Genomic DNA, 24041 nt, shown 5'->3' with positions numbered 1-24041 from the left:
GCTCTGACACCCACCAGCTCCGAGAGGCCAGTTCGTGATGCCCGAGCTCTCCCGCCGCACCTTCGTCGGCGCCACCGCGGCCGTCGGCGCCACCGCCCTGACCGGCCTGGCGGCCGCCCCGGCCGAGGCCGCACCCGCCCCCGCCGGGGCGGACCGGCTCACCGGGACCATCAAGGACGTCAAGCACATCGTGGTCCTGATGCAGGAGAACCGTTCCTTCGACCACTACTTCGGCACCCTCGCCGGTGTCCGCGGCTTCGGCGACAAGCAGGCGCTGCAGTTCCCCGACGGCACCGACGTCTTCCGCCAGCCCGACAGCCGCCGCAGCGACGGCGGGGTGATGCTGCCGTACCGGATGGACACCGCCAAGTACAACGCGCAGAACGCCGGCGGCCTCGCCCACGACTGGGCGACCGGCCACCAGGCCATCAACAACGGCGCGATGAACAAGTGGATCGCCGCCAAGGGCGAGCGCACCATGGGCTACTTCACCCGGGACGACATCCCCTACCAGTACGCCCTGGCTGACGCGTTCACCCTCTGCGACGCCTACTTCACCTCCCTCGCCGGCCCCACCGACCCCAACCGCCTCTACCTGTGGACCGGCACCGCCGGCCCCGGCCGCGACGGCACCACCGGCCCCTGGATCGACAACACCCCGGTCACCGACAACCCCGTCGCCGACTGGACCACCTACGCCGAGCGCCTGGAGGCGGCCGGCGTCAGCTGGCGCGTCTACCACAACCCCAGCAAGGACGACCGCACCGGCGACTACGACGACAACGCGCTCTCGTACTTCAAGCAGTTCCACAACTTCCCGCAGGACGACCCGCGTTACATCAACGCGATGACCAAGTTCGACCCGGCCGACTTCGACCGGCACTGCAAGGACGGCACCCTGCCGACCGTCTCCTGGCTGGTCGCGCCCTACCTGTTCTCCGAACACCCGGAGGCCGGCCCCGCCTACGGCGCGCACTGGGTCGACCAGGCCCTGCAGTCGCTGATGTCCAACCCGGACGTCTGGCGGCACACCGTCTTCCTGGTCATGTACGACGAGAACGACGGCTACTTCGACCACATGGTCCCGCCCACCCCCGAGCCCGGCACCCCCGAGGAGTTCACCCACGGACGGGCCATCGGCCTCGGCAACCGCGTCCCGCTCTGGGTCGTTTCCCCGTGGTCGCGCGGCGGTTGGGTCAACTCCCAGGTCTTCGACCACACTTCGGTGCTGCGCTTCATGGAGCAGGTCACCGGCGTGGCCGAGCCCAACATCTCGGCCTGGCGCCGCGCCGTCTGCGGCGACCTCACCAGCTGCTTCGACTTCGCCGCCCCCGAGTACTCGCTCCCGAAGCTGCCCGACACCAAGGCCCTGATGGCCAAGGCCGACGCGGGCACCAAGCTGCCCGGTGTCGCCCTGCCGGCGGTCGGCGCCCAGTCGATGCCGGTCCAGGAGCGCGGCGAGCGTCCGCACCGCCCGCTGCCCTACCAGCCGTGGGCCGACGTCGAGGTGGACCGCAGGACCGGCAAGGTCACCTGCACGATGAGCAACGACGGTTCGGTGGCCTTCCCCTACACCGTCTATCCGAACATCGTGCTCCCCTTCGCGGGCACCCCCTCCACCGTCGCCCCCGGCGCCACCGCCCGGTACGTCTGGGACGCCGCCGCCACCGGCGGCCGCTACGACTTCACCGTCCACGGCCCGGACGGCTTCGTGCGCCGCTTCGCCGGCACCGTGGTCCGCGACGGGCAGGACGGCCAGAACGACGTCGGGGTGCCGATCGTCACCGCCGACCTGCGCGACAACGGCAAGCTCCGCCTCCAGCTGGCCAACGACGGGATGACCGACGTGGCCTTCACCGCCGCGCCCAACGACTTCGCGGGCACCGCGCAGACCGTCTGGGTCAAGCCCGGCAAGCAGGCCGAACTGGCCTGGCCGCTCGACCCGCAGGGCCGCTACGACGTCATCGTGACCGCGCACACCGGGCAGCGCTTCGCCCGGCGCTACGCGGGCTGGGTGCACTGATCCACGGCCCGGCCGCGGCCGGGGGCGCCGAACCGGTGACCCCCGGCCGTGGCTCGGCCCACCGCTCCGACCCCGCCGCTACCGTCGGCGCATGCAGAAGATCGCCACCTTCCTCTGGTACGACGACCGGGCCGAAGAGGCCGCCGCCTTCTACACCTCGCTGTTCCCCGACTCCCGCATCACCCGCGTCACCCGCTACGGCGAGGCCGGCCCCGGCGTGCCCGGCTCGGTCATGACCGTCGACTTCGAACTCGCCGGCCGGGAGTACGTGGCCCTCAACGGGGGCCCGGAGTTCACCTTCACCGAGGCCGTCTCGCTGCAGGTGGAGTGCGACGACCAGGAGGAGGTCGACCGCCTCTGGGCCGCGCTCACCGCCGACGGCGGCCAGGAGGGCCCGTGCGGCTGGCTCAAGGACCGCTTCGGCCTGTCCTGGCAGATCACCCCGCGCGTCCTGCTCGACCTGGTCGGCGGCGAGGACCGGGCCAAGGCCGACCGCGTGATGGCGACCATGCTGCGGATGCAGAAGCTCGACATCCAGCCGCTGCTCGACGCGGCCGAGGGCTGAGCCGTGGCCGCCTTGACGCACCGCAGCATCGTCTACCTGCGGGCCACCCCCGAGCGGGTCTGGCACGCGCTCACCAACGCCGACGAGTCCGGCCTCTACTGGGGCCACCGCAACGTCTCGACCTGGCTGCCCGGCACGCCCTGGGAGCACCAGCGCAGCGACGGCTCCGGGATCGCCGACGTCATCGGCATCGTGGAGGCCGCCGACCGCCCGCACCGGCTGGTCACCACCTGGGCCGGGCCGCAGGAGCAGCGCCCGGGCGGGCCCTCCCGGGTCACCTTCGAGATCCGGAGCTGGCAGGACCTCACCCGGCTCACCGTCACCCACGAGAACCTGGCCGACGAGGCCGAGCGGGCGGACGCGGAGCAGGGATGGTCGGCGGTGCTCTCCAACCTCAAGACCTACCTGGAGACCGGCCACCCGCTCCCGCAGCAGCCCTGGCTGATGCCCTGAGGCCCCGAAGTCCCGGGTGTTCCCCCGGCCGGTGAAAGCACCGGATCCACGGAGAACACCGGATCCACGGAGAACACCGGATCCGAGGGGAGCGCCGGGTCAGCGCCCGGCCTCCGCCGCCGGGCGCTTCCGCCTCGCCCGGCCCCGGCCCCGCTCGCCGCGCAGGAAGCGGCGCAGCCCGGCGAAGCGCGCGAACCGCTCCCGGTTCGACACCGAGGCCCGGTCCAGCTCCTCCATCAGCCGCCGGCTGCGGTGCTCCAGATCCAGCTCGTCCAGGATCCGGTCCACCTCGGCCAGTATCGAACCGTGCAGCTGCCAGGCCTCCGGATGCTCCTGGACCTTGCGCAGCAGCACCTGGGCGACGTTCTCCCGGCAGGCCCAGGCCGCCGCCAGTTCGGCCGTCAGCCGGCCCTCCGCCTCCTCGGCGTCGCGGCTCACCTGGGTGGTGACCAGCACGGCGAAACTCACCACCGCCCCGCCGACGTGGTCCAGCAGCTCCTCCAGGCCCACCGCGACGTCCGGCGGGAAGAGCCGTTCGCCGGGGGCGCGCCGCTTGGCCAGGTCGGTCAGCGAGCGGGCCAGCACCCGGACCACGACGACGCAGATCTCCAGCGTGTCCAGCCCGGTGCGCAGCACCAGCCGGGACAGCAGCCCCTCGCTGATCCGCGGGTTGAACCGCAGGCTGTCCTCGGCCTGGCGCAGCGCCGCGTCCACCTCGGAGATCGCCTGGTCCAGCCGGCGGGCCTCGTGCAGCCGCTCGGCGGCCCTGGCCACCGGGATGGGCCGGCCCAGCTCCTCGGCGATGCCGAGCAGCAGTCGGCGGGCCCGCCGGGCGAGGTCCTCGATCGACTCCCCGGCGGTGTCCACCCAGACCGGCGGTGCGAACAGCAGGTTGAACAGCAGGCCCACGACGGCGCCGATGACCGTCTCCAGCACCCGGTCCCAGGCCTGCGAGGCCAGTTTGGTGACGCCCAGGATCAGCATCGCGCTGATCGCGACCTCCTGGACGAACTCCTCGACCCGGACGAACCGGCCGACGACCAGCGAGGCCAGGATGATCAGCCCGAGGCTCCACCAGGAGAGCCCGACCACGGCGCTGAAGCCGATCGCGATCAGCACCCCGACCACCACCGAGTTGACCCGGCGGATGCTGGTCTTCAGCGTGGAGTAGACGGTGACCTGGACGACCAGCAGCGCGGTCAGCGGTGCCGTCAGCGGAGCGGGCTCGCTGCTGAGCTGCGTCGCCACCGCGTAGGAGATGGTGGCTGCGACGGTGGCCCGGAAGGTCTGGACCACGAAGGGGTCTCGGGTGCCGCGGCGGATCAGAGCCGTGAGGGACTCCGGGAGAAGGGCCATGAGGCCCTTCTTTCCCCGCAGCCGCCGTTCACACTGCTCCGCGGCCCGCCCGGCACCCGTATGACCCCTCAGTCGCCGCGCTTGAAGCGGAGCTTCCAGGGCGCCAGTGCGGACTCGACCTGCACTCCGACGCTCATCTTCGAGGCGCCCTCGATCCGCTCCTCGAAGCGGATCGGCACCTCGCGGATCGTCATGCCCTGCTTGACCACCCGGTAGTTCATCTCGACCTGGAACGAGTAGCCGTTGCTCTGCACGGTCGGCAGGTCGATGGCGCGCAGGGTCTCCGCGCGCCAGGCCTTGAACCCGGCGGTGGCGTCCTTGACGCCCAGCCCGAGGATGGCGTTGACGTAGAAGTTGGCCCAGGCGGACAGCGCCTTGCGGTGCCAGGGCCACTCGGTGGCCGTCGAGCCGCCGGGGACGTAGCGGGAGCCGAGCACCACGGCGGTGTCGCCGGTGAGCAACGTGCGCACCATCTCGGGTATCACCGCGGCCGGGTGCGAGAGGTCGGCGTCCATCTGGACCACGATCTCGGCGCCCTCGGCCAGGGCCCGGTCCATGCCGGCCAGGTAGGCGCGGCCGAGGCCGTTCTTCTCGGTGCGGTGCAGCACGCCGACGGTGCCGCCGGAGTCTGCGGCGAGCTTGTCGGCGAGCTCGCCGGTGCCGTCGGGGGAGTTGTCGTCGACCACCAGCAGGTGCAGGTTCGGCACCGGGAGTTCCGCGAGCAGCCCCGCGAGGACCGGGAGGTTCTCCCGCTCGTTGTAGGTGGGGACGACCACCACGACCTTGGGGGAGGCCTCGACCATGTTCTGTTCCCTCGTTATCCTCGTCGGCCGGCCGCGGTGCCACACCGGTCCGGATCTGCTGGACGACCTACGCTGCTTGGACCGTGCGAGTGTATCGGGGGCGTGATCCTTCTCCGGTCCGGGGGCGCCCGGTCGGTGGGGTGGACCGGGCCCGGCGATCCGTTCGGGCGCGACGGGCCGCGTTATGCCGGGCCGTAGACGGATGCGAGGTTGTCCTGGGCGGGGTGGGTACGGGCGGCCGGGCCGGCGGCGAAGGCGCGCAGGACGTTCTCGGTGACCTTGCGGACCAGGTCCCCCGCCCGGGAGTCGATGCCGTGGTCGGCCTTGCCGCCGCCGGGGCCGGTCGCGTCGAGGGTCTCGACCCAGCGCATCGTGCCGGAGGCGAAGACCCCGGCGCCGCCGGGCACGGTGTAGTAGGCGGTGTCGGCGTGCGAGTGGCGGCCCTCGCAGACCACCGGGGAGTGGGCGATCACCTCGATCGGGCGCGGGGTGGGGAACTCGCTGTTCACCCGGTCGTACTCGACGCCGACCAGGTGCGGGAAGGACGCGCCCGCCGTGACCCCCGTCCCCTCGAAGGCCCAGTGACCGGGTGAGGTGACCACGTACGGGGCGTCCACCGGGTAGCCGTCGTAGATCACGCCGAGCATCGAGCTCTCCGGGTCGGCGCCCGGGCCGGCCCGGAAGTCGGTGGTCGCCGGGGCACCCGCCTGGTGGCCCGGGTCCTGCGCCCAGGCGTCCTTGTAGCAGACCACCGTGCGCTCCGGGCCGAGGTCGGTCGGCTCGAAGCGGACCCGGCGGAAGCAGCAGTTGGCGCCCAGGATCGCCAGGTTGGTCCCGGCGTCGCGGGCCGCGGTCACGTGGGCGCGCTGTTCGGGGGACCAGTACTCGTCGTGGCCGAGTGACACCACGGTGGTCGCGCCGTCCAGCAGCCCCGGCTCGCGGGCCACGTCGATGCCGGTGGTGTAGGCGAGCGGCAGGCCCAGCCGCTCGGCGAGCGCGACCAGCGGCGCCTCGTAGACCAGGAACAGCCCGGCGCCGTGGTCGTAGTCGTACGGCCGGTCGAAGACGACCTTCAGCGAGCGGGTGGCCAGGCCGCCGGTCGGGCCGTTGTAGAGGCTGTGGCCGCCCCACTCGTTGTAGGCCTGCCAGGTCGCCGGGGCGCTCATGATCACGGTCTTCCCGGCGGTGGCGGCCGAGCGGACGGTGAGCGGGACGTAGCGGCGGCCGGTGCCGTCCTCGGCGTCCAGGCGCAGCAGGTAGGCGCCTTCGGGCCAGCCGGTGGTGTCCACGGCGAGGGTGCGCTGCCAGCCGGTCAGCACGGTGCGGGTCGCGGGGTCGACGTGCGGGGCTGCCTGCCGGCCGCCGGGAACGTGCTCGCGGCGCCAGACCAGGCGGGCGCGGGCGCCGCCGTACCAGCCCATCCGGTAGGCGGAGACGGTGAAGGCGGCGGCGGGGGTGGAGACGTGCAGGCCGAAGGGCTCGCCGGGCAGCACGCTGACCCGGTCGGCGAAGCCCTCGATGGCGGAGGCCGGGCCGGGGTCGGTGATCTCCCAGCCGGGCGTGCCGGGCAGGGCCTGCTCGTTGGCCGGGTCGGCCTTGCGGCCGGCCGGGATGGGGCCGTCCGGGCCGTCCGCTCCGGGTGGGCCGGAGGGGTGCGGGGCGGGGGCCGCCTCGGGGTGACGGGCGCCGCAGGACGTGACGGCGGCCGCCATCAGGCCCAGGCCCAGAATCCCGCGCCGGCTCGGTTCCGCCACCGTGGCCTCCCTGTGGTTCGCAGCTGTGCCCGTCGGCCTGCGCCGACGAGGCCCGCACCTGTGGGTGTGTCAACCTCCTGCGTCAACCTGGGCGTCAACGCGCGCCGACATCCTCCCCTCTTACGGGGGACGCACACGGCCCAACGCGCCGGGCCGCCGGGCCCGGCCGTACGCCGCCCGCGGGCCGGGAGGGCCGTACGGGCGCACCCTGGCGTGTTGGTCCGCAGGGTTCCCGGGCCGAGCCGATCCGGTCACCTAGCCTGACCAGGCCCGCCGTCCGGCGGCCACAGGGGGTCCGGGACCGCACGCGGCCGGCCGAGTCGTGGACAGGGGTGTACGTGGTCTCGTCGGGTTCGTCCGCAGCGGGGGTGCCGCCGCGGACCAGGGGCGGCCGGTTCCGGGCCTGGCTGCTGGAAGGCCTCGCGGACATGGCCAAGCAGCACCCCGGCCCGCACGCCCAGGCACCGGAACACGAGGGCCAGAGCTGGTGGCGGGTCATGTGCCTGACCGGTGTGGACTACTTCTCGACCCTCGGCTACCAGCCGGGCATCGCGGCCCTGGCCGCCGGACTGCTGTCCCCGGTGGCGACCGTCGTGCTGGTGATCGTCACCCTGCTCGGAGCCCTCCCCGTCTACCGGCGGGTGGCCCGGGAGAGCCCGCACGGCGAGGGGTCGATCGCGATGCTGGAGCGGCTCCTCTCCTTCTGGCAGGGGAAGCTCTTCGTCCTGACCCTGCTCGGGTTCGCCGCCACCGACTTCATGATCACCATCACCCTGTCGGCCGCCGACGGCGCCGCCCACCTGGTGGAGAACCCGCACGTGAGCAGTGCGCTCGGCGGGAAGCAGATGCTGGTCACCCTGGTCCTGGTGGCCCTGCTCGGCGCGGTGTTCCTGCGGGGCTTCGGTGAGGCGATCGGGGTCGCCGTCGTGCTGGTCGCCGTGTACCTCGTGCTGAACGTGGTCGTGGTGGCAAACGGCCTCTGGCACGTCCTGAAGGCGCCGTACCTGGTCACCGACTGGGCGGACGCACTGACCGCCGAGCACGGCAACGTGATCGCGATGATCGGCGTCGCGCTGACCGTCTTCCCCAAGCTCGCGCTCGGCCTCTCCGGCTTCGAGACCGGTGTCGCCGTGATGCCGCACATCAAGGGCGACCCGGAGGACACCGAGGAGAACCCGGCGGGCCGGATCCGCGGCGCCCGCAAGCTGCTCACCACCGCGGCCGTGATCATGAGCTGCTTCCTGATCGCGACCAGCTTCATCACCACCGTGCTGATCCCCGCCGAGGCCTTCAAGCCCGGCGGGGAAGCCAACGGGCGAGCCCTCGCCTTCCTCGCCCACGAGTACCTGGGCAGCACCTTCGGGACCGTCTACGACCTGTCCACCATCGCGATCCTCTGGTTCGCCGGTGCCTCCGCGATGGCCGGGATGCTCAACCTGATGCCCCGCTACCTGCCGCGCTACGGCATGGCCCCGCACTGGGCGCGGGCCGTGCGGCCGCTGGTCATCGTCCTCACCCTGATCGCCTTCCTGGTCACCTGGATCTTCGACGCCAACGTCGACGCCCAGGGCAGCGCGTACGCGACCGGCGTCCTGGTGCTGATCAGCTCCGCGGCGATCGCCGTGACCATCGCCGCCCACAAGGCGGGGCAGCGCCGCTGGCGGGCCGGCTTCGCGGTGGTCGCCGCCGTGTTCCTCTACACCACGGCGGTGAACATCGCCGAGCGGCCGGACGGAGTCAAGATCGGCGCCTGCTTCATCGCGGGGATCATGTTGGTCTCCTTCCTCTCCCGGCTCAAGCGCGCCTTCGAACTGCGCGTCACCGACGTGGTACTGGACGACGTGGCGGAGCGGTTCGTCCGGGACTACATGCACCGCCCGCTGCGGCTGATCGCCAACGAGCCGAACAGCCGGGACCTGCCCGAGTACCGCGACAAGATCCACCAGATCCGCCGGGACAACGACATCCCGGCCGAGGACGACCTGGTCTTCGTCGAGGTCACGGTGCTGGACCCGTCCGACTTCGAGGCCGAACTGACCGTGCGCGGCGAGGTGCTGCACGAGCGGTACCGGGTGCTGTCGCTGCAGAGCTCCAGCGTGCCCAACGCGCTGGCCGCGCTGCTGCTGCAGGTGCGCGACCTCACCGGGCAGCAGCCGCACATCTACTTCGAGTGGACCGAGGGCAACCCGTTCGCCCAGTTCCTGCGCTTCTTCCTGTTCGGGCAGGGGGAGATCGCGCCGGTGACGCGCGAGGTGCTGCGCGAGGCCGAACCGGACCGCTCGCGCCGCCCGGCGGTGCACGTGGGTTGAAGCTGCGGGCCCGGCGGGCCGGCGGTTCAGTCGGGCTGTCGGGTCAGCGGCTCTGGTGGGACCTGCTCCAGGCGGGTGCGACGAAGGCCACCAGGGCGACGGCGAAGCCGAGTTGCAGGATGTGGCGGATCCAGTCGATGCCCGAGGTGTGGCGGACGCCGATCCAGCCCGAGACGGCATTGCCGAGCCAGGCCCCGGCGGCGCCGAGCAGCATGGTCAGCCACCAGGGGATCGACTGCGGCCCGCGCAGGATCAGCTTTGCGAGCACGCCGAGCACGAAGCCGATGAGCAGAATCCACAGGAGCTGGAACATCGCTCCACCCTTCCGGGCGCCACCGCGGCCGACCGGAGCCGACCCGTGCGCCGAATCGCCGAGACGCGGTTCGTCCCATGATCACCCGGATCGGCCTGACGGGCATGTCGGCGGGGAACACTGCAGGTCACGGAAGTATGGGGCGGTCCGTACCCGGCTGGCAAGAGCGAGATCGCGCCGCCGGACGGGCCGGAAATCCGCTGTCCGCCGCGGCCGCGGCACGGATAGGAATGGGCGTGACGCGGAAGCGCCGCGTCAGAAGGAGGAGCCGCTCCCGTGATACGTCTTCGTGCCGCCGCCCTGACCCTCGGCTGTACCGCCGCCGCGCTGACCCTGACCATGGGCACCGCCCAGGCCGCGCCCGGTGACACCACCAACGTCTGCTCCTCCACGCTGACGCCGGACGGCTACGTGGACGTCCAGTGGTGGAACAGCGCGGGCTGCGGCTCCGGGTTCAACCCCAACTCCAAGAAGATCATGCAGCTGACCGGCTACCCGGTCGGCACCGTGGTCAACGCCTGCGCCTCCACCTGGCCGCCGGCGGGCTGGACGATCGTCAGCAGCTACTACAGCTCCGGCTGCAACTACTCGGCGGTGCCGAGCTTCAACGCCAACACCTGGCAGCTGAAGCGCGTCTCCTGACGGCAGCGCCGGAGGAGTGACGGCGGCCGGGGCCTCAGCGGTCCCGGACCGTCGCGACGGCCTCGGGCCCGTCCAGCGGACGTCCGGGTGCGGATCGTCCGCCAGGCCGGCCGGCAGTTCGGCGACGCCCGGCGTGGCCCGGCCGCCGAGGGCCCAGACCAGCGCCTCCCGGACGCCAGGGGCCGGCTGGGCGGCCAGGCGGGCGGGCCAGGCGGCCACCGGACGGATCGGAGTTCGGCCTGGCCGCGGCTGTCGGCCCGGAGCCCGGCCCGGCGGATCCGCGGTGTGTTCGCCCGCGGCGGTCAGGTGCGCGGACCTCGCCCTGGGGCGTGATGCCGGTGGGCGGGCACGCCGCACTCCGAGGGGTTTCCGGGCGCGTGCCCAGACGGATCCTAGGGCTGTTGCGTGCGGCGGGCGATCAGGGCGGCCAGGCCGTCGAGGATGCGCTCCAGGCCGAAGTCCAGGGCCTGGTCGCGCCCGTTCGGGTCGGCCATGGCGGCTGCGACGGCGGGGAAGCGGTCGGCGTGGGTGCGTACCACGGGGCCGAGGGCGGCGAGGAGTTCGGCCTCCGGTGAGCCCGCCGGGCCGGCGGCGCGGGACTGCCCGGCGATTCCGCGCACGTGTCCGGCGAGCAGCACGGCGGCGTCCATCCGCTCGGGCCCGGTCAGGCCGTGGCCGTCGAGCGCGGCCACCGCCCGTTCCAGCCAGGCGAGTTCCCTGGGGCCGAGCACCCGGGGGCCGACGGTGGCGTCCAGCAGCCACGGGTGCCGGTCGAATGCTTCGCTCAAGTGATGGGCCCAGGCGGTGAGTTGTTCCCGCCAGTCGGCGCCTTCCGTGGGTGCGGGGGGCGCGTCGACGGCCGACTCCACCATCAGCGCGACGAGTTCGGCCTTGCCGGGGACGTAGCGGTAGAGCGACATCTTGGTGAAGTCGAGCAGCCCGGCCACCTTCTGCATCGACACCGCGGCCAGGCCTTCCGCGTCCGCGACCTCGACGCCCGCCGAGGCGATCCGCTCCAGGCTGAGGGCCGGCTTCGGCCCGCGGGTCGGTTTGGCGGGCGGGCCCCAGAGGAGCCGCACCATGTCGTTCGCCGCCTCGCCCATCGTCTGCTCCTGTCCTGGGGTCAAGCCCCGTGCTGCCTCGGGGGTTGCCCATCCACTCCAACTGCGTCTACCGTACACAGCAATGAACAGTGTCCGCCGGACACAGTTCCTGGCTTCGTGACGGAGTGATCTCCATGAGCACCAAGGTCCTGATCTCGGGTGCGAGCATCGCCGGCCCCGCGCTGGCCCACTGGCTGGGCCGGTACGGCTTCGAGGTCACCGTGGTCGAGCTGGCCCCCGCCCTGCGCGGCGGCGGCCAGGACGTCGACTTCCGCGGCCGCACCCACCTGACCGTGCTGGAGCGGATGGGCGTCCTGGACGAGCTGCGCGCGCTCGACACCGGCGGCAGCCCGATGACTTTCGTGGACGCCGATGGGCGTCAACTGCTGCACCTGCCGGCCGAGTTCGCGGGCGGTGACCTGGAGGTCCCGCGCGGCGAACTCGCCCAGCTGCTGTACCGGCACAGCAGCACCCGCGCCGAGTACGTCTTCGGCGACACCATCACGGCACTGGACGAGACGCCGAGCGGGGTCCGGGTCTCCTTCCGGCGCGGTGAGTCCAGGGAGTTCGACCTGGTGATCGGCGCCGACGGGCTGCACTCCACCGTCCGTCGGCTGGCCTTCGGCCCGGCGGAGGACTACGTCCGCCACCTCGGCTACTACGCGGCCACCTGGCAGCTGCCGAACACGCTCGGACTGCCGACCGGCTCGGTGGGCCTCAACGTCCCCGGCCGGCTGATGTCGGTCGGCGCCGGCCACCGGGACCGGAGCCGGGCGGGCGCCTTCTGCCTCTTCGCCTCGCCCGAACTGCGCTACGACCGCCACGACCCGGCGCAGCAGAAGGCGCTGATCCGTGGCGCCTTCGCCGGCCTCGGCTGGCGGGTGCCGCAGCTGCTGGAGAGCCTGGACGCAGCTCCCGAGCTGTACTTCGACTCGATCAGCCGGGCCGACGTGCCCGCTTGGTCGACCGGCCGGACCGCCCTGATCGGCGACGCCGCCTGCGGCGCGACCATCGGCGGCATGGGCACCGGAACGGCCGTGGTCGCCGCCTACGTCCTGGCGGGCGAACTGGCCCGCGCACGCGGCGACCACCGCACCGCCTTCGCGCGCTACGAGAAGCTGCTGCGCGGCTACGCGCAGGGCTGCCAGAAGGGCGGCGACCGCACCGGGCCGTTCCTGGCGCCGCGCACGCCGAGGGGGCTGCGGTTCCGCAACGCGCTGCTGAACCGGCGGTGGGCGCTGGACAAGATGCTGGAGCTGGGCACGCAGGTCAGCAGCGTCGAACTGCCGGACTACGAGGCAGAGTTGTCCGGCCGGTCCGGAGCGACGCGCTGAGCGGGGCAGTGGCCCGGTGCGGCGGCAGCCGGACGGGCGGGGCTCAGCGGGGCGGGCCGATGCGGCCGCCGTTGTCGAGGAGCGCCTCCACCTGGACGGCCGCCCGGGAGGGGCGTTCGACGGCGAGGAGGTGGTCCGGCGCGGGCCGGTCGGCGGACCAGTCCTGGCCCTTGACGGTGAACCGGGTGACCCGGCGGCTGCCCGCCACGAGCAGGTACTCCGAACCCTGCGGGGAGCGCCACCACGTCCAGGCCACCGTGTCCTGCTCGAACCGGCTGCACGCCCGGCCCGGACCGCCGCCGGTGCGCTGCGGACCGCGCGCGCCCGGCAGGACGACCGCGGTGGCGGCGCTGCCCTCGCCGTTCCAGCGGTCGGCGCGCAGGCAGACCCAGGCGGCCGAGCCCGCGTTCTGCGGCAGCGGCTGGACGGCGAAGGCCCACAGGTCGAGCTGTTTGACGCCCGGCGTGCCGTCCGGGACGGCGCAGCCCGTACGGGCCCAGGCCTGCAGCGCGTCCTGGGCGGTCGCCTCGCGGGATGTGACGGCGGGCTGAGCGGACAGGGCGGGCTGAGCGGCTTGGGAGCGGTCGGAGGTGGCGCGGTCGGACTGGGGGGCCTGGGGCCGGTCGACCGGGCTGCGGTCCGGCGGCGGGGAGTAGGTGAGGTGGGCGGGGACGAGGCCACCCAGGTCGGCCAGCAGGAAGGTGTGCTTCTCGGCGATCACGGGGGAGGAGTGCAGCTGCAGCAGCGTGGCGCCCCGACAGTCGGCCGGTCCGCCGCCGGGGACCGGGCCCGTGACGGCCTCGGGGTGGTCCAACGGCCGGGCGGGGGCGTCGGGTTGGTCGATCCGGCGGAGCTCGGCGGAGTCCACCCAGGGGGCCAGCAGGTACCGGACCGTGGCGCCCTGGCGGCGCAGGGCCAGCGCGCCCGCGGTGGTCACGTCCGAGTCGTCCGCCCGGGCGAGGTCCAGGCCGCCGTCCGGGCCGCCGTCCGGGGCATCCGTGTAGCGGGCGATCCGCCGCCCGTCGTACAGCACCACCACGCCGGTGCCGTCCACCGTCCCGGCGAACAGCAGGTGCGGTGCCTCGACCGGCGGGGCGGGGTCCGTGCCGGGCTCGGCGCGGCTGGGCGGGCCGGGCTGCGCCCAGGCGGTCAGCGCGCGGCCGAGCAGTGCGCCGTCCTCGCGGCGGTCGCCTCGGGCGGGCCAGGCGGAGAAGTCGACCCGGGCGGTGTGCTGCCAGGCGTCCGGGGCGACCCGGACCAGGCGGGCCGGGTCGGCGGCTCCCGGGGGAACGGCGGAGGCCGGAGGGGCGGGTGCGGCGGGGCCGGAGCCGCCCAGCACGGCCGCCGTGGTGGTGAACCCGAGCACCCCGACCGCCAGTGCGGCGGTCAGCGTCCGGCGGCGGCGCAGCAGATCGGTGGGCTGGACCCGGACGGCGCACGGGTCGAAGGCGGAGGGCTCCGGGTCCGGACCGCACGGCACCCCGGCGGCGGCGTCGACCGCCTCCTCCGGCCGCGCCGCCCCGGCCTGCCGCAGCACCGTGGCGGCCTGCTCGGCGTCCAGCCCCTCGACCGCCCGCAGCGCGAAGGCCGCCCGGGTCGGGGCGTCCAGTGCCGCGAGCGCGCGGTCCAGCGCCGCGTCCTCCTCGCCGCCGTGCGGGGTGAACAGTCGCAGGCCCCAGGCCCGCGGTGCCAGCAGACGCCCGGCGGGGCGGGGCCGCAGCGCGGCGCGCAGGACCCGCAGGCGCAGCTCGGCGTAGACCGGATCGGCCTCGGCCTCGGCGGCGGCCGGTTCGGTACGGCGGGTCCAGCGGAAGGGCAGGGCGCGCTGCACGACGGCATGGGCGGCGAGCACCCTGCTGTGCCGGTCCCGGTCGGCGGGCAGCGCCAGGTAGGCGAGTCGGACCAGCCTGCGGTAGTGGCGCACCAGGGCGGCCTCCGCCTGCGCCACCGGCCGCGCCGCCCCGCCCCGGGCCGGCGGTGCCGCGCCCACCGTCCGTCCTGCCAAGGGGGACCTCCCGGAAGCCGTGGTGCTGTCGTGGTGGACGGTCCAACGAGTCGATCATGTGATGGTTGCGCCGTCCGGGGCGACCGAGCTGAGGCGGCGGGCGTGAGGCGGCCGACGTGCGGGTGGCGGGCGTGAGGCAGCCGACGTGCGTGCGGCGGTCGGCGGGTGAAGGCCTGGTGGCCGAGGACGCTCGGCAACTTCAGGCGCTCGGTGGCGTCGGTGCCCCGGTTGCGGCCGGTAGAGCCCCTGTCAGGGCCGTGCCCGCGGGGCGGGGTCCAAGGTCCCACCCGTTCGGCCCCTTGGCCCCTGGCGGTTCGGCCGGCCGCGCGCCATGCTGCCGGTACCGGCCGGGACGATCCGCGCCCGGTCGGACCAGCACCGTTGGACGAGGTGAACCGGCGTGCGGCATGCCACCGTCGAATCCGTGATGACCAGCCCCGTGGTCCTGGTCTCGCCCGAGACCGGCTTCCAGGAGATCGTGACGCTGCTCAGCGAGTACGACATCACCGGGATGCCGGTGGTGGACCCGGAGGGCCGTCCGCTCGGCGTGGTCTCGGAGGCCGACCTGCTGCGCACCCTGGCCGCGCAGGACGACCCGGGCAGCCTGCTGCCGGCGCCCGAGTCGGCGAAGGCCGGCCCGGACGGCGCCGTCACCGCCGCCGACCTGATGACGACCCAGCCGGTGTGCACCACGCCCGGCACCAGTGTGGTCGCGGCGGCCCGGATGATGAGCCGGCACGGGCTGAAGCGGCTGCCGGTGCTCGACGAGGAGGGCCGCGTCATCGGCATGGTCAGCCGGGGCGACCTGCTGCGGGTGTTCCTGCGCGAGGACATGGTGATCCGCCGGGACATCGTCGAGGAGGTGCTCGGCCGGATCGAGGGCGTCAGCCCGGCGGAGATCGGGGTGGAGGTCAACCAGGGGCGGGTGGTGCTCAGCGGCACGGTGCCCGAGCCGCACCTGGTGCCGATCGTGCTCAACCTGTGCCGCTCGGTCGACGGCGTGGTCTCGGTCACCGACCGGCTCGGCGCCGGGGGCGCGGCGGCGGTCGGCTGATCCGGCGGTCGTACCCGGTCTCGTACCCGACTCTCGGACCCGCGTGGTCCGCTTCGCATACAGCGGAGCGTATCGGGTAACTCACTCTGTGTGCCCGGCCGATCGGACTGCCGGGGCGCCGGAGCACCGGGGAGGCAGCCGTGGCAGTCGTGTTCGACGCTGACTTCACTTCGACCAGGCAGTGGATCGCGGGGCGCAGCAGCGCGTACCCCAGGATGGGGCCCACCAACCGGAGCGACCACAAGCTCGACTACCTCAGCCGCGGGTACTGCCCCGGCGGAGTGTTCACCGCGACCCGGCGGCACAACGGCGGGCTGTGGAACTGCAACCTGCTGACCACCGAGGGCAGTCCGGACGGTTTCCAGGTCCGTACCGGGGACGTGCTGTCGGCGCGGGTCACGCTGCCCGTCGAACTGGGCGCCTGGCCGGCGATCTGGACCTGGCGGGACGGCGGCAACGAGGTCGACGTCTTCGAGTACCACCCGGACAACCCCGACCTGTTGGAGATCTCCAACCACGTCCGCGGCGGCTTCCGCTACTGGCACGGCGGCGGCGCCGGGATCGCCCCCGGGGCGACCTTCGACCTGCGGGCGGTGCTCGGCGCGCACTCGGTGGACTGGTACGTGGCGGACGAGCTGGTCTACGCGGACCTGCACGGGGTGGGGGCCGGGTGGCACGCGTACCTGATCGTCAACATGTCGGTGGCGGACGGGACTTACCATGACCGGCCGCCGATCGGCGGGCCGGACCGGCTCAGCTGGGTCTGCCACAGCCTGCAGGTCGAGCGCTGAGGCCGGGGTGGGTCCCGGGCGTCGGGCCTCGGGCTGCGGCTCGGAGCTTGGTGCGTGGCGCTCGGAGCTTGGTGCTCGGTGCTCGGTCCTCGTGACTCAGGGAGCGAAGGCGGCGGTGATCGGGCCGTGCGGGCCGTGGCGCTGGAACCAGACCGCCCGGCGGTTCGGCCCGATGTGGGCGGGGTCCGTTACGTAGAGGTCGTTGCGCGGGGCGCGCTCGTTGCCCGGGGCGAGGGCCGCGTCCACGGCCTGTGCGGCGAGCGTGCGCAGCAGGGCGGTGGCGGTGGCCTCGGCGGCGGACGGTGCGATGGCGAGGGCGGTCAGTTCGGCCCAGAGTGCGGTGGAGACATAGGCGATCGGGCAGTGGCCGAGCGTGGGGTGGGGGCTGGGGTCCGCGTGTCGACGCAGCACGCCGGCGGCGACGAGCTGCTCGGGGGAGCGGCCGTCCTCCGGGGGTGGTGGGCCGTCCGCGGGTACTGGGTCACGGGCGGCACGCTACCTCGTGGGCGTTCACCTGGGCGCCGGAACGTTTTTCTCAGGCTTTCTTCACGGCGCTTTCACCGCTGCCGGGCGCAGGATGGTGGTAGGGCGTGCCTGTCGGATGCGCCCTGAAGCGCCGGTCACCTCGGCGGGCCCCGACGGGGCCGGAGGAGGAGGTCCTGATGAGGCACTGGCATGGGTTCGGGCACGGACACGGCGTTGGCGGCTGGGGCATCGGGCTGATGGCGATCGGGACGCTGCTGGTCCTGGCGGTGCTCGTACTGCTGGCTGTCGCCCTGGTCCGGTACCTCTCCCGCACGCGGCAGCCCCTCCCGCACGGGTCGACAGTTGCGGGTGTCGCGGGGCCCGGGCCGGGCGGTGCGCGCGGGTGGGCAGCGGGGCCGACGCCGGAGCAACTGCTCGCGGAGCGGTTCGCGAGGGGCGAGATCGACGCGGAGGAGTACCGGCACCGGCTGGAGACGCTGCGCTCGGCGAACGGGCCGGGTGGTCAGGCCGCCGCTCCGGGCGATCGGCCCGGCTGATCCGGGCGGCTCGTAGCCGGCGGCGTCCGGTCGGGGACGGCTCGGTCGGAGTGCTTCGGACAGCACCGGGCCCGCCGCAGGATTCCTGCGGCGGGCCCGGTGTCGTCGGTCCGACGGTCGGCGCCGGTGCGGCTCCGGGGCCGGACGGCTGCCCGAGGTGAAGGGGCGGGTGCTTACTCGACGACGAGCTCGACCGGGATGTTGCCCCGGGTGGCGCGGGAGTACGGGCACACCTCGTGGGCCTGCTTGACCAGCAGCTCGCCGGTCTCGCCCGCGAGGGACTCGGGCAGCTCGACGCGGAGCACGACGGCGAGGCCGAAGCCGGCGCCGTCCTTGCCGATGGACACCTCGGCGGTGACCGAGACCTCGCTGGTGTCCACCCGCGCCTGGCGGCCGACCAGGCCGAGGGCGCTGGCGAAGCAGGCGGCGTAGCCGGCCGCGAACAGCTGCTCGGGGTTGGTGCCCTGACCGTTGCCGCCGAGCGCCGCCGGCATCGCCAGCGCGAGGTCCAGCTGCCCGTCGGAGCTGACGGCACGGCCCTCCCGGCCGTTGGCGGTGGCGGCTGCGGTGTAGAGCGCGTCCATGGTCGGTTCCCTTCGTGGTGCTGCGGTTGCTCGGATCGGCCAGGGCCCGGGTCGTCGCGGTCGTCGTTCTGGCGGTCCGCTCGTGCCCTGCCGTGAGACAAGTAGAGCACGCAATTCAATTGTGCACAACTAAGTCGTGCGAGCGTGATCGGTATCATGGAGTCATGACCACGCTCCCCGGCATGGCGGACGAGGAACTGCTCCGCCTCGACCAGCAGATCTGCTTCTCGCTCAACGCGGCCTCCCGCGCCTTCGGCGGCGTCTACCGGGTGCTGCTCAAGGACCTCGGGCTGACCTACCCCCAGTACCTCGTCATGCTGGTGCTCTGGGAGGACGGCGAGCTGCCCGTCAAGCGGATCGGCGAGCGCCTGCGGCTCGACTCGGGCACCCTCTCCCCGCTGCTCAAGCGGCTGGAGGCGGCCGGCCTGGTGAGCCGCGAGCGCAGCCCGGAGGACGAGCGCTCGGTCACCGTCCGGCTCACGCCCGAGGGGTCGGTGCTGCGCGAGCGGGCCGGACAGGTCCCGCGCCGGCTGCTCGCGGCGACCGGGCTGCCGGTCGAGGACCTGGCCGCACTGCGCGGGCTGCTGGAGCGGGTGACGGGCGCGCTGGACTCGGCGGCGGTGGAGCCGGCGCCGTAGGGGTGGGTGTCGTGCGGTTCCGGGGCTTGTCAAGCCGGCCTGTCGTGCGGTGTGATCTGGGTCACGTGACGTGGGTTGCGGCGGCGTCGGTGAGCCCGAATCGGCAGGTCAGCGGCAGCGTTCGAAAGTGAACGGAATCGTTCGCCAATTGTCCGCCCGATCCGGTCAACATCCCGCGCCTCCCGGACGGTTACACCACGAGCCCCCAGGGGCCGTCGGCGTGCCACCCGGTGGGCCGGCCAGCTGACCCAGAAAAGGGGGGCGTGCGTGAACACTCCCGGGCCGGGCGGGGAGCGGGGCCTGCGGGCGGACCCGCTCGGCGACCTGCCGACCGACTTCGAGGTCTTCTACACCCGAGAGAACTCCGGCTACCTCCGCTACGCCCAGCAGCGCCTGCGACACCGCGAGGACGCCCAGGACGCGGTCCAGAACGCCGGTGCGACGCTCTACAAGAACTGGCGCCGCGCCCTGGCCAGCGCCGATCCGCAGGCCTTCGCCTTCAAGATCGTGAAGGACGCGGTGGTCGACGTCCTGCGCGAGCGCCGCCGCACCGAACGCAAACGGCTGCGGGTGATCGCCCAGCGCCGCCCCGACACCAGCCAGGACGAGCTGAACGAACTCGCCGAACTGGACGCCCTGGACTGGGCGATGGACGAACTCGCGCGGGCCGCGCCGGTCCAGGCCGACGTGGTCCGGCTGCGCCAGGCGGGCCTGTCGTACCACGACATCGGCCGGTCGCTCGGCATCGCGCACACCACCGCCCGCACCTACTACAGCCTCGGGCGGCGGCACCTGGAGTACCTGCTGGAGCACCCGGAGGACGACGGCGGGGCGGAGGCGTGAGGGGCGGGGGCGTGCGGGGCGGGGGCGTGCGGGGCGGGGGCGTGCGCGTCGTGGAGGTGCTGCGCGCGCACTCCGCCGAGCTGGAGCGGGAGTTCGACGACCACGACCCGGTGGCCTTCACCCGGCGGTTGGCCGAACGGCTCGCCGCTGCCCGTCGTCCCACGCCGGCCGTCCGGGAGCGCCCGGCCCGTCCGCCGGCGGGCGCCCGGCCGCCGCACGCCCCGGCGGCCGGGCCGAACCCGGGGGCCGGGACGGCGGTCGGCGCAGGCTCGGGTCTCGGTTGGGGCTCGGGGCCCGGGTCGGGCCCGGGGGGAGGATCGGGTGTGGGGCCGGGCGTGGGGCCGGGTGTCGGCTCGGGGCCGGCTTCGGGCCAGCCACCCTGGGGCGGAGGGCGAGCGGAGCTCCGGCGGGACCTCCGGCACCTGTGCGCGGGCGTGACGGGCGCGGTGGAAGCGGGGGAGCTGGCCCTGGACCTCGAACTCGCCGAGAAGACCGCCTTCCGTACCCTCGGCTGCCTGCTCTACGGCCTGGGCCGGGCGGCGGACGGCGTGTTCTGGTGGCGGATCGCCGCCCAGTACGGGGACCAGCTGGCCGTGCACTGCCTCGCCGTGCACTACACCGCCGAGGGCGAGCGGCACGACGCGGCCCGGTGGGCCGCCCAGGCCCAGGACCTCAGCGCCCCCGGCCGACTGCCGGACCTGGCACCCGACGTACGGCCGGGCGGCGCGGCCGAGCTGGCCCGGGTGTTGGCGGAGCGCTACGACGGGGAGATCCTGTTGACGCTCCGGGAGGCGCTGGCAACGCGGCCGAGGGCGGAGCCGGTGCGGCTGGGTCTCCGGGCGGTGCGGGGGCGTGGTGTGGTGCGGATACGGTGACGGGGTCTCTGGCGGCGGTGATCAGGTGAGTCCGGAGATGGCGTCGCCCACGTAGCCGGTGCCCAGTACGGCCGGGACCGTGATCAGGACCGCAGAGCTGTGGGCGGATGTCCAGGCCCTCCACTCGCCGAGGCGCCGGGCGGAATGCTCCCCGCCGCGCAGCCGGACCGCGAGCGGCAGGAGCGTGCAGAGCGAAGCGATCACCACCATGAGTGCCGCTGCCACCGCCTCGGTTCCGACGCCGGTGGTGGCGGCGGTGGCGGTGGCGGTTCCGGCTCCGGTCCCGGTGGCGACGATCGAGACGGCCCCGCCGAGAGCCGGCAGCAGCGTCTTCGGGCTGCGCCCGACCAGCGTGAGGCCGAGGCCGGCGGACCTGGCGGCGGTGTAGCGGTCGACGGCCCGTAACCAGCTCGGCGGAGCCGTGATGTGCCCCGCCCGTGGCCGGTCGTGCCACTGTTGCGCGGCGGAGAGGACGAGCAGCACGCCCAGGCCGAGCTTGACCCAGGACGACCAGGTGGCAAGAGGCTCGGTCCGGTTCAAGGCGGTGCCGGCCGCCAGGACGGCGGCCACCGGAGCGGCGAGGCCGAGCGCCCAGCCGGCTGCGAAGGCGAGCCCGTTGGTCCGGCCGCGCGGGGTGGCCAGGATCAGGACCACGGTGATCAGCGGCAGCGGGCTGAACGCGATCGCCACCGCCGAGGCCAGCATCGAACCGACCGCTTCACCCATCCCGGTGCCCGCCTTCCCGTCGCCGGGCGCACGTCCGCCATTCAGCTACGGCGAGGCCCGGCGCGCACGGTCGACTCGGCCGTCCGGGTGAGGGGGAGCAGGCCCGTGGGAGGGGCGCAACGGCGGTGGCCAGGGCTGCGGTGAGGGCGGCGGTGCGGGTGAGGACCGGCGCTGCGGTGAGGTCGACGGTGCGGGACGGGCGAGGCCGCCGCACCGGGGTGGTGCGGCGGCCTCCGTGGGGGCGGTGGGTCTGTCGGGCCCGCCGGTGTCCGTCAGTCGGTGCCGGACTCGATTGCCGCGTGGTCGAGGGCGGTGGACTCCGCCTCGTCGCCGGTGCCCGCGGCGATCGGCGCGGCCCCGCCCGGGGCGAGCTCGCCGATCAGACCGCTCCACGGCGCCAGCTGGCCGTGCACCGCGTACTGCTCCAGCTTGCTGCGCGAGTCGGCGATGTCGAGGTTGCGCATGGTCAGCTGGCCGATGCGGTCGTCCGGGACGAACGCGGCGTCCACGCTGCGCTCCATCGACAGCTTCTCCGGGTGGTAGCTGAAGTTGGGGCCCTGGGTGTCGATGACCGAGTAGTCCTGGCCGCGCCGCAGCCGCAGGGTGACGCTGCCGGTGACCGGGTGGCCGATCCAGCGCTGGATGCTGTCCCGGAGCATCAGCGACTGCGGGTCGAACCAGCGGCCCTCGTAGAGCAGCCGGCCCAGCCGGCGGCCCTGGGTGTGGTACGTGGCGATGGTGTCCTCGTTGTGGATGGCGTTGAGCAGCCGCTCGTAGGCGATGTGCAGCAGCGCCATGCCGGGGGCCTCGTAGATGCCGCGGCTCTTGGCCTCGATGATCCGGTTCTCGATCTGGTCCGACATCCCGAGACCGTGGCGCCCGCCGATCCGGTTGGCCTCGTGGACCAGGTCGACGGCGCCGGCGAACTCCTGCCCGTTGATCCGGACCGGGCGGCCGAACTCGAACTCGACGGTGATGTCCTCGGTCTGGATCTCGACCGCCGGGTCCCAGAAGGCCACGCCCATGATCGGGCTGACGATCTCCATCGAGGTGTCGAGGTACTCAAGCCGCTTGGCCTCGTGGGTGGCGCCCCAGATGTTGGCGTCGGTGGAGTAGGCCTTCTCGGCGGAGTCCCGGTAGGGGAGGTCGCGCTCGGCGAGCCACTCGGACATCTCCTTGCGGCCGCCGAGCTGGTCGACGAAGGCCTGGTCCAGCCACGGCTTGTAGATCCGCAGGTTGGGGTTGGCGAGCAGGCCGTAGCGGTAGAACCGCTCGATGTCGTTGCCCTTGTAGGTGGAGCCGTCGCCCCAGATGGACACCCCGTCCTCCTGCATGGCGCGGACCAGCAGGGTGCCCGTCACGGCGCGGCCGAGCGGGGTGGTGTTGAAGTACGTCTGTCCGGCGGAGCGGATGTGGAAGGCGCCGCAGGCGAGGGCGGCCAGGCCCTCCTCGACCAGCGCCTCCCGGCAGTCGACCAGGCGCGCCTGCTCGGCGCCGTACGCGCGGCCTCGGGCCGGGACGTCGGCGAGGTTGGGCTCGTCGTACTGGCCGATGTCGGCCGTGTAGGCGTACGGGACGGCACCGTGCTCGCGCATCCACGCGACGGCGACGGAGGTGTCCAACCCACCGGAGAATGCGATGCCGATCCGTTCACCGACCGGCAGCTTGCTCAAGACCTTCGACATGGATGCACCCTATGACCCGCACTGCGGGCCCCTGATTCAGCGATGTGTGACGGGATTCGGCGTATTCGATCCGATGCCCGAACTCTGGCATAGATTTGCAGAGTAATGCAAGAGCATGCGCTGGGCTGGGCTTGGGTTCGGGCTGTGGATGCGGTGCGAAGGGGCCGGTCAGGGCCGGTCGGCGGGGTCGGTCGGGGTCGCGAACGCATGCAGGGGATGGGGTGGGAAGGCGGGGGCGGGCCGGACTCGTACGGAGTCCGGCCCGGCCGCTGCTGCGGTGTCAGCGCGGCAGGGGAGCGCGGGCCCGCAGCCAGGACGTCCGGGAGGCGAGCACACCGAGGGCGAGGGCGACCAGGTGCCCGGCGTCCGCCAGCTCCTGGTCCAGCGCCCAGGCGGCGGCCAGGCCGAGGGCGAGCGCCGACAGGCCGTAGCGGCGCAGCGGCACCGCGCCCAGGGCGAGCAGGCAGGCGCCGGTGGCGACCAGGCCGTAGCTGATGCCTACGTCCCGGGCTCGGGAGAGCGCGCCGGGGATGTGGGTGGTCAGCATCACCCACATCGCGCCCTCGGTGAGCAGGGTGGCCCCCAGGTGCCCGAAGACGAACACAGCGGCGGCTCGGGCCGGGCCCCAGCGCCACTCGGCCAGGCCCAGGACGGCGGCGACCGCCGCGATGCCCGCCCAGGCGGGCACCCCGTCGACCACCAGCCCGCTGGTGAATACGGTCCACCACTTGCCCACTTCCATGTGGTGGACGTTGCTGCTGTTGTGGCGGACGAACCTGGCGCGCTCGGCGTGGCTCTGACTGGCGAGCCAGGAGGCCGTCGCGGTCAGCAGCAGGACGTACGCCGTGGTGAGCCACAGGCGGGCGGCGGTTCTCAGGGCCGGGCGTCGGGCGGCGGTTCTCAGGCCCGGGCGTCGGGCGACGGTGGGGCCGGTCGGTGTCCTCGTCCCGAGGCGCTCGCTCATCGTGCCTGCTGCCCTTGTTCTGCGGTTCCCGGTACCGGCACGCCCGGTGCGTGGCCGGGGAGGCCGGCCGGGAGGATCGGATCGCCAGCGTACGTCAGCGGAGCGTGCCGGGACCTGTCCGGGTCGGGCCCGACGTCAAGCGGCGGGAGGGGCCGGATCACCCGTACGGGCCGCCGCGGCGGCGGGTGGCAGTGGGGCC

The 24041-nt window shown here is 73.6% G+C and carries 23 protein-coding genes; 12 read left to right on the top strand and 11 right to left on the bottom strand.

Annotation, left to right across the window (positions count from 1 at the left end; genetic code table 11):
• Nucleotides 1-37: 37 nt before the first annotated feature.
• From CRP52_RS01170 to CRP52_RS01160, 3 genes are all read left to right on the top strand, one after another.
• On the top strand, nt 38-2023 hold the full coding sequence (locus CRP52_RS01170; RefSeq protein WP_097234640.1) for a phosphocholine-specific phospholipase C: 1986 nt from the start codon (nt 38-40) through the stop codon (nt 2021-2023).
• 91 nt (nt 2024-2114) lie between these two features.
• A complete protein-coding gene (locus CRP52_RS01165) occupies nt 2115-2588 on the top strand; it encodes a VOC family protein (protein WP_097234639.1) in 474 nt (157 codons plus the stop codon).
• A gap of 3 nt (nt 2589-2591) precedes the next feature.
• Nucleotides 2592-3041, top strand: a complete 450-nt coding sequence (locus CRP52_RS01160; protein ID WP_097234638.1) for an SRPBCC family protein — start codon at nt 2592-2594, stop codon at nt 3039-3041.
• 99 nt (nt 3042-3140) lie between these two features.
• Here the strand turns inward: CRP52_RS01160 and CRP52_RS01155 are convergent, their stop codons facing one another.
• From CRP52_RS01155 to CRP52_RS01145, 3 genes are all read right to left on the bottom strand, one after another.
• Nucleotides 3141-4397, bottom strand: a complete 1257-nt coding sequence (locus CRP52_RS01155) for an FUSC family protein (RefSeq protein WP_097234637.1) — start codon at nt 4395-4397, stop codon at nt 3141-3143.
• 68 nt (nt 4398-4465) lie between these two features.
• Nucleotides 4466-5200 (bottom strand): polyprenol monophosphomannose synthase, encoded by a 735-nt coding sequence (locus CRP52_RS01150; RefSeq protein ID WP_097234636.1) that lies wholly within the window; start codon nt 5198-5200, stop codon nt 4466-4468.
• Between the two features lie 182 nt (nt 5201-5382).
• Nucleotides 5383-6954: a N,N-dimethylformamidase beta subunit family domain-containing protein gene (locus CRP52_RS01145; protein ID WP_218893048.1), complete on the bottom strand. Its 1572-nt coding sequence runs from the start codon at nt 6952-6954 to the stop codon at nt 5383-5385.
• A 428-nt stretch (nt 6955-7382) separates the two neighbouring features.
• Between CRP52_RS01145 and CRP52_RS01140 the strand changes: the two genes are divergently transcribed.
• Nucleotides 7383-9263, top strand: a complete 1881-nt coding sequence (locus CRP52_RS01140; RefSeq protein ID WP_257032216.1) for an amino acid transporter — start codon at nt 7383-7385, stop codon at nt 9261-9263.
• 43 nt (nt 9264-9306) lie between these two features.
• Here the strand turns inward: CRP52_RS01140 and CRP52_RS01135 are convergent, their stop codons facing one another.
• Nucleotides 9307-9576, bottom strand: coding sequence for a GlsB/YeaQ/YmgE family stress response membrane protein (locus CRP52_RS01135; RefSeq protein ID WP_097234635.1), 270 nt, complete (start codon nt 9574-9576; stop codon nt 9307-9309).
• 276 nt (nt 9577-9852) lie between these two features.
• Here CRP52_RS01135 and CRP52_RS01130 point away from each other — a divergent pair, with 276 nt between their 5' ends.
• Entirely contained in the window at nt 9853-10218 is a 366-nt protein-coding gene (locus CRP52_RS01130; RefSeq protein WP_097234634.1) for a hypothetical protein, read from the top strand.
• A gap of 392 nt (nt 10219-10610) precedes the next feature.
• Here the strand turns inward: CRP52_RS01130 and CRP52_RS01125 are convergent, their stop codons facing one another.
• A complete protein-coding gene (locus tag CRP52_RS01125) occupies nt 10611-11321 on the bottom strand; it encodes a TetR/AcrR family transcriptional regulator (RefSeq protein WP_097234633.1) in 711 nt (236 codons plus the stop codon).
• Between the two features lie 134 nt (nt 11322-11455).
• Between CRP52_RS01125 and CRP52_RS01120 the strand changes: the two genes are divergently transcribed.
• Nucleotides 11456-12655: an FAD-dependent monooxygenase gene (locus CRP52_RS01120; protein ID WP_097234632.1), complete on the top strand. Its 1200-nt coding sequence runs from the start codon at nt 11456-11458 to the stop codon at nt 12653-12655.
• A 43-nt stretch (nt 12656-12698) separates the two neighbouring features.
• Here CRP52_RS01120 and CRP52_RS01115 read toward each other — a convergent pair whose 3' ends face one another.
• Nucleotides 12699-14660, bottom strand: coding sequence for a hypothetical protein (locus CRP52_RS01115; protein ID WP_143685602.1), 1962 nt, complete (start codon nt 14658-14660; stop codon nt 12699-12701).
• Nucleotides 14661-15087: 427 nt separating this feature from the next.
• Between CRP52_RS01115 and CRP52_RS01110 the strand changes: the two genes are divergently transcribed.
• Both CRP52_RS01110 and CRP52_RS01105 read left to right on the top strand, forming a co-directional pair.
• Complete coding sequence (locus CRP52_RS01110; RefSeq protein ID WP_257032983.1) at nt 15088-15714, top strand: CBS domain-containing protein; 627 nt, start codon at nt 15088-15090, stop codon at nt 15712-15714.
• A gap of 140 nt (nt 15715-15854) precedes the next feature.
• The gene (locus tag CRP52_RS01105) at nt 15855-16505 is read left to right on the top strand and encodes a beta-glucanase (protein ID WP_097234629.1); all 651 of its coding nucleotides are present in this window, start codon (nt 15855-15857) and stop codon (nt 16503-16505) included.
• 96 nt (nt 16506-16601) lie between these two features.
• Here CRP52_RS01105 and CRP52_RS01100 read toward each other — a convergent pair whose 3' ends face one another.
• Nucleotides 16602-16916, bottom strand: coding sequence for a hypothetical protein (locus tag CRP52_RS01100; protein WP_097234628.1), 315 nt, complete (start codon nt 16914-16916; stop codon nt 16602-16604).
• A 251-nt stretch (nt 16917-17167) separates the two neighbouring features.
• Between CRP52_RS01100 and CRP52_RS01095 the strand changes: the two genes are divergently transcribed.
• Nucleotides 17168-17527 (top strand): SHOCT domain-containing protein, encoded by a 360-nt coding sequence (locus tag CRP52_RS01095; RefSeq protein ID WP_097234627.1) that lies wholly within the window; start codon nt 17168-17170, stop codon nt 17525-17527.
• A gap of 173 nt (nt 17528-17700) precedes the next feature.
• On the opposite strand, the gene CRP52_RS01090 is transcribed toward CRP52_RS01095, so the two are convergent.
• Nucleotides 17701-18111 (bottom strand): organic hydroperoxide resistance protein, encoded by a 411-nt coding sequence (locus CRP52_RS01090; protein WP_097234626.1) that lies wholly within the window; start codon nt 18109-18111, stop codon nt 17701-17703.
• A 164-nt stretch (nt 18112-18275) separates the two neighbouring features.
• Here CRP52_RS01090 and CRP52_RS01085 point away from each other — a divergent pair, with 164 nt between their 5' ends.
• The 3 genes from CRP52_RS01085 to CRP52_RS37515 all read left to right on the top strand — a co-directional run bounded on the left by CRP52_RS01085 (nt 18276) and on the right by CRP52_RS37515 (nt 20467).
• Entirely contained in the window at nt 18276-18749 is a 474-nt protein-coding gene (locus CRP52_RS01085) for a MarR family winged helix-turn-helix transcriptional regulator (RefSeq protein ID WP_097234625.1), read from the top strand.
• 267 nt (nt 18750-19016) lie between these two features.
• Nucleotides 19017-19592, top strand: a complete 576-nt coding sequence (locus tag CRP52_RS01080) for an RNA polymerase sigma factor (protein WP_179852642.1) — start codon at nt 19017-19019, stop codon at nt 19590-19592.
• 41 nt (nt 19593-19633) lie between these two features.
• A complete protein-coding gene (locus CRP52_RS37515; RefSeq protein WP_143685601.1) occupies nt 19634-20467 on the top strand; it encodes a hypothetical protein in 834 nt (277 codons plus the stop codon).
• 21 nt (nt 20468-20488) lie between these two features.
• On the opposite strand, the gene CRP52_RS01070 is transcribed toward CRP52_RS37515, so the two are convergent.
• The 3 genes from CRP52_RS01070 to CRP52_RS01060 all read right to left on the bottom strand — a co-directional run bounded on the left by CRP52_RS01070 (nt 20489) and on the right by CRP52_RS01060 (nt 23842).
• Nucleotides 20489-21193 (bottom strand): GAP family protein, encoded by a 705-nt coding sequence (locus CRP52_RS01070; protein ID WP_097234622.1) that lies wholly within the window; start codon nt 21191-21193, stop codon nt 20489-20491.
• 272 nt (nt 21194-21465) lie between these two features.
• On the bottom strand, nt 21466-22878 hold the full coding sequence (argG, locus tag CRP52_RS01065; protein WP_097234621.1) for an argininosuccinate synthase: 1413 nt from the start codon (nt 22876-22878) through the stop codon (nt 21466-21468).
• Between the two features lie 280 nt (nt 22879-23158).
• Nucleotides 23159-23842, bottom strand: coding sequence for a rhomboid-like protein (locus tag CRP52_RS01060; RefSeq protein WP_257032215.1), 684 nt, complete (start codon nt 23840-23842; stop codon nt 23159-23161).
• Between the last annotated feature and the right edge of the window lie 199 nt (nt 23843-24041).

Origin of the sequence: Streptomyces sp. 1331.2 (assembly GCF_900199205.1) — a bacterium.
Lineage (GTDB): Bacteria > Actinomycetota > Actinomycetes > Streptomycetales > Streptomycetaceae > Kitasatospora.
The sequence above is the reverse complement of the archived record's forward strand: the minus strand, read 5'-3'. Positions and strand labels throughout refer to the sequence as shown.